The sequence below is a fragment of the Brevundimonas sp. genome (genome assembly GCF_032107865.1).
Lineage (GTDB): Bacteria > Pseudomonadota > Alphaproteobacteria > Caulobacterales > Caulobacteraceae > Brevundimonas.
Genome location: NZ_DAMCNG010000222.1, coordinates 1 through 4,114 on the forward strand (window position 1 = coordinate 1; position 4,114 = coordinate 4,114).

The window sequence follows — 4,114 nt, forward strand, 5'->3', positions numbered from 1 at the left end:
CGCGGCGGGAACCTCGGCGGCCATCAGCTTGCCGTCGAAGCGCACCACGGCGTCGAAGGCGTAGCGGCTGACCGGACCGGCGCTCAGGCCCGTGCCCAGGGTGGTGTGGCCGATGAAGCCCGCCTGGGCCCCGGCGAAGCGGGCGAAGGCGGCGGCGACGGCGCGGCCGGTGTCGCCCAGCGACAGGGCGGTCGAACTGGTCCCGAGGATCACGCGCTCCTGATCGGTCAGATGCTGGTCCAGGGTCGTGCGGATCAGGGCGGCCAGGGCCGGGTCGGCGGGGCCGTCCAGGGCGACGATGCGCGATTGCGCCCGGACGCTTCCGTCGCTGAGATAGTCGGCCGCCGTATAGGCGTTGCTCCACGATCCGGTGTGGGCGTAGAGGCCGCGCCCCAGTTTTTCCTGGAACAGCAGGTGGTTGTGCCCGCCGATCATCAGGGCGCTGTCGGGCAGGGCGGACAACATCCCCCGGTCGCCCGCCACCCCGGCGTGGCTCATCACCAGGGTCAGATCGGCGCCGTGCAGCAGGGATGACAGATGCGTGGTGGCCCATTCGGTCGGATCGGGGATCGACAGCCAGTCGCGACTGGCCTTGGGATAGGTGTGCAGTCCGTTCGTGCCGAAGCCGACCACGCGCAGGCGTCGCTCGCCGAAGGCCAGCTCGGTCGCCGCCGGGGCGTAGGGGCGGCCGGTTCGGGCGTCGACGATGTTGCTGAGGACGGTGATCCCCAGGCCGCGCATCCGCGCGACCACCTCATGCAGATCCGGCGTCAGGTCGTTGTCGTGGTTGCCCAGATTGACCACCGTCGGGGCGATGGCGGGCAGGGCGGCCAGGAAGGCCCAGTCGACGGCGCCTCCGGAACGCACCGAGACGACGTTGCCGTGCTCGAAGATATCGCCGTCAATCGCGATTAGGTGCGGAACCGACTGGCTGCGGACCTCGGCGCGCAGGGCGGCCAGCAGCTGGGCGCTGCGTTCATAGGCGGAATGCAGGTCGGACATGGCCAGGACGCGGCCGACGACGGCCCCTTCGCGAGTCTGGCCGAGGGCGGGCAGGGCGCCGCCGATCAGCGGCAGCACGGCAGCGGCGCCCAGGAAGAGGCGACGGGAGGGGGAGGCGAAGGGCATCTGAAAGTCTCCGGTGCGCGACGCTGCGGGAGACGACGCAGCCGATCTGCATGGCACGGCTGGTTGCACCGCACAACTTGAGGCGCGCCTCATATGTGAAATGAACGGCGGTTTGTTTCGGCCTGTGTCCCTGTCGCGAAAGGTTCACGGTGAGGGACGTTTCGGTGCTGGAAGCGGCGACGCTTCGGGCCTAGGGCCTGCGGCGAATTCACCCGCCCAAGATCATCAAGAAGGGGATATCTCGATGACTCGTCTCTCGGCTCTCGCCGCCTCCGCCAGCGGCCTGGCTCTGCTGCTCTCCACGCCGGCTCTGGCGCAATCCGCTGACGTCCAGGTCGAACAGGCCGCCGCCGTCGGCGACATCGTTGTCACCGCCCAGCGCCGCAGCGAGAACATCCGCGACGTGCCGTTCGCCGTCACCGCCATGAACACCGAGACGCTGAACGCCGTGAACGCCGGCGGCGGCGACATCCTGCAGCTGTCGGGCCGCGTGCCCAGCCTGCAGGTCGAAAGCTCCAACGGCCGCTACGCCCCGCGCTTCTACATCCGCGGCCTGGGCAATGTGGACTTCGACTTCAACGCCTCGCAACCGGTCTCGGTCGTGCTGGACGACGTGGTGCTGGAGAACGTCTATCTGAAGGGCTTCCCCCTGTTCGACGTGAAGCAGCTGGAAGTGCTGCGCGGTCCGCAGGGCACCCTGTTCGGCCGCAACACCCCGGCGGGCGTGGTCAAGATCGACACGGTGAAGCCGGGTGACGACTTCACCGGCTTCGGCTCGCTGACCTATGGCAACTATGGCTCGATGCGCGCCGAGACGGGCGTGACCCTGCCGGCGTCGGATACGCTGTCGGTGCGCGTCGCCGCCCTGTGGAACCACCGCGACGACTGGGTCAACAACGCCTGGGACGCCCCCTTCGCCAAGAAGGACGGCAAGGATCTGGGCAGCTTTGACGACGTGGCGGGCCGGATCCACGTCGCCTGGACCCCGACCGACCGTCTGTCGACCCTGCTGACCCTGCAGGCGCGCGACTATGAGGGCACGGGCACGATGAACCGCGCCAACGTCCTGACCAAGGGTTCGAACAAGCTGAACGACAACTTCGACCGCGACACGGTCTGGTATGACGGCGGCCGCAACAACTATCAAAAGCAGAAGACCCTCTCGCAGTCGCTGCAGGTCGCCTATGACTTCGGCCCGGCGACGCTGACCGGCGTCATCGGCTCCTACCAGGGTGAAAGCCAGGGCAACGGCGACATCGACGGCGGCGTCTCGGTCGGGGCTCCGACCGGCGCCGGCTACAAGACCCCGTTCGCGGTCGAGACCGGCACCTTGTCCAGCGACCTGGTCCAGAACACCTATGAGCTGCGCCTGGCCTCGAACGGCGACGGCCGCTTCGGCTGGCAGGTCGGCGCCTTCTACTGGGACGAGCGCTTCAACCTGGTCTCGGGCACGTTCAACGGCGTCGGCGGCATCGCGCCGACGGTGGTCCCCGACGTCATCCAGAAGTCGGACTCCTGGTCGATCTTCGGTCAGGGCCGCTATCAGGTCACGGACGCGCTGAAGCTGACAGCCGGGGTTCGCTACACCGACGACAGCCGCGACTTCTGGGGCCGCCGCATCATCCCGGCGGGCAGCTCTTCCACGGCCAAGCCGCTGGACAACGTCACCAAGTCGGTCGGCGACGAACAGGTCAGCTGGGACGTCAGCGCCCTGTATGAAGTCAACGACGGTCTGAACCTGTTCGCCCGCGTGGCCAACGGCTATCGCGGCCCGTCGATCCAGGGCCGCATCGCCTCGGCGGATATCGTGACTACGGCGGACTCGGAAACGGTCATGTCCTATGAGGCCGGCTTCAAGGCTCGCCTGTGGGAGGGCCGCGCCCGCCTGAACGCCACGGCCTACTTCTACGAAGTCTCCGATCCGCAGTTCACCGCCATCGGCGGCGCCGGCAACTTCAACCAACTGCTGAACGCCGACAAGGGCGAGGGCTACGGTCTGGAAGTGGACGGCGACGTCTATCTGGGCGCGGGCTTCAGCCTGGCCGGCGGCCTGGCCTGGAACCACACCGAGATCAAGGACAAGGATCTTCAGGTCGGCGTCTGCTCGGCGCTCGCAAACTGCACCGTCACCGACCGCATGGTGACGGTCGGAACCGCGCGTCTGGCCTATATCGACGGCAACCCCTTCCCCCAGGCGCCGGAATGGAGCGCCAATCTGACGCTGTCCTACGTCCATCCGATCGGCGACGATCAGGAGCTGTTCGCCGCGACCGACTGGGTGATGCAGAAGGACTTCAACCTGTTCCTCTATGAATCGGTCGAGTTCATGCAGGACACGGCCTTCGAAGGCGGCCTGCGTGCGGGTTGGCGCGACCTGAACCAGGGTCTGGAAGCGGCCGTCTATGTCCGCAACATCACCGATGAGGCCAACATCCTCGGCGCCATCGACTTCAACAACCTGACGGCCTTCGTCAACGAGCCGCGCATGTACGGCGTGGAGCTGTCGAAGCGCTTCTAAGCCTTTACGGCTGATCGCATCGGAGGGCGGCGGCGGGGAGACCTGTCGCCGCCCTCTTGCCATTCCGGCCCAGCTTGGTCCTATTGCCGGACGGATCGGGGAGGATCTCATATGCGGCTGGCCTTGCTGTTCGGATCGCTGACGCTCGCCTTCTTGCTGGCGGTGTGGACCACTCAGGCGCCGAAGCCGCGCGCGGCGGACGCGCCCGCCGTCGTCTTTTCGGCCGCGCGGGCCATGAGCGACATCGAACAGATCGCCCGCGCTCCGCATCCGGTCGGTTCGCCCGAGCATGCGCGGGTTCGCGCCTATCTGAGCGCCCGCCTGACGCAGTTGGGGCTGGAGGTCAGCGAGCAGGCGGGGCCGCTGTCCCCCGGCTCAGTCAAGCGGCTGGCGCGGGCGGGGGGCGATCCGGCGGCGGCGGGCAATCAGGCGATCAATCTGATCGGCGTCCTGCCTGGAAAGGACCGC

2 protein-coding genes and 1 pseudogene are annotated in these 4,114 nt (G+C 67.8%); 2 read left to right on the plus strand and 1 reads right to left on the minus strand.

Features of this window, described 5'->3' with window-relative positions:
• Window positions 1-1,128: metallophosphoesterase (locus RT567_RS14215; protein ID WP_313576926.1), on the minus strand; the 1,128-nt coding region annotated here is incomplete at its 3' end.
• 244 nt (window positions 1,129-1,372) lie between these two features.
• On the opposite strand from RT567_RS14215, the gene RT567_RS14220 reads away from it, so the two are divergent.
• The gene (locus RT567_RS14220) at window positions 1,373-3,646 is read left to right on the plus strand and encodes a TonB-dependent receptor domain-containing protein (RefSeq protein ID WP_313576927.1); all 2,274 of its coding nucleotides are present in this window, start codon (window positions 1,373-1,375) and stop codon (window positions 3,644-3,646) included.
• A gap of 111 nt (window positions 3,647-3,757) precedes the next feature.
• A pseudogene (locus tag RT567_RS14225) lies at window positions 3,758-4,114 on the plus strand (peptidase M20); the annotation flags it as partial.

What these genes read in the sequence shown, in the direction of transcription:
- RT567_RS14220 (WP_313576927.1), top strand. Translation starts at nt 1,373, where the DNA reads ATGACTCGTCTCTCGGCTCTCGCCGCCTCCGCCAGCGGCCTGGCTCTG.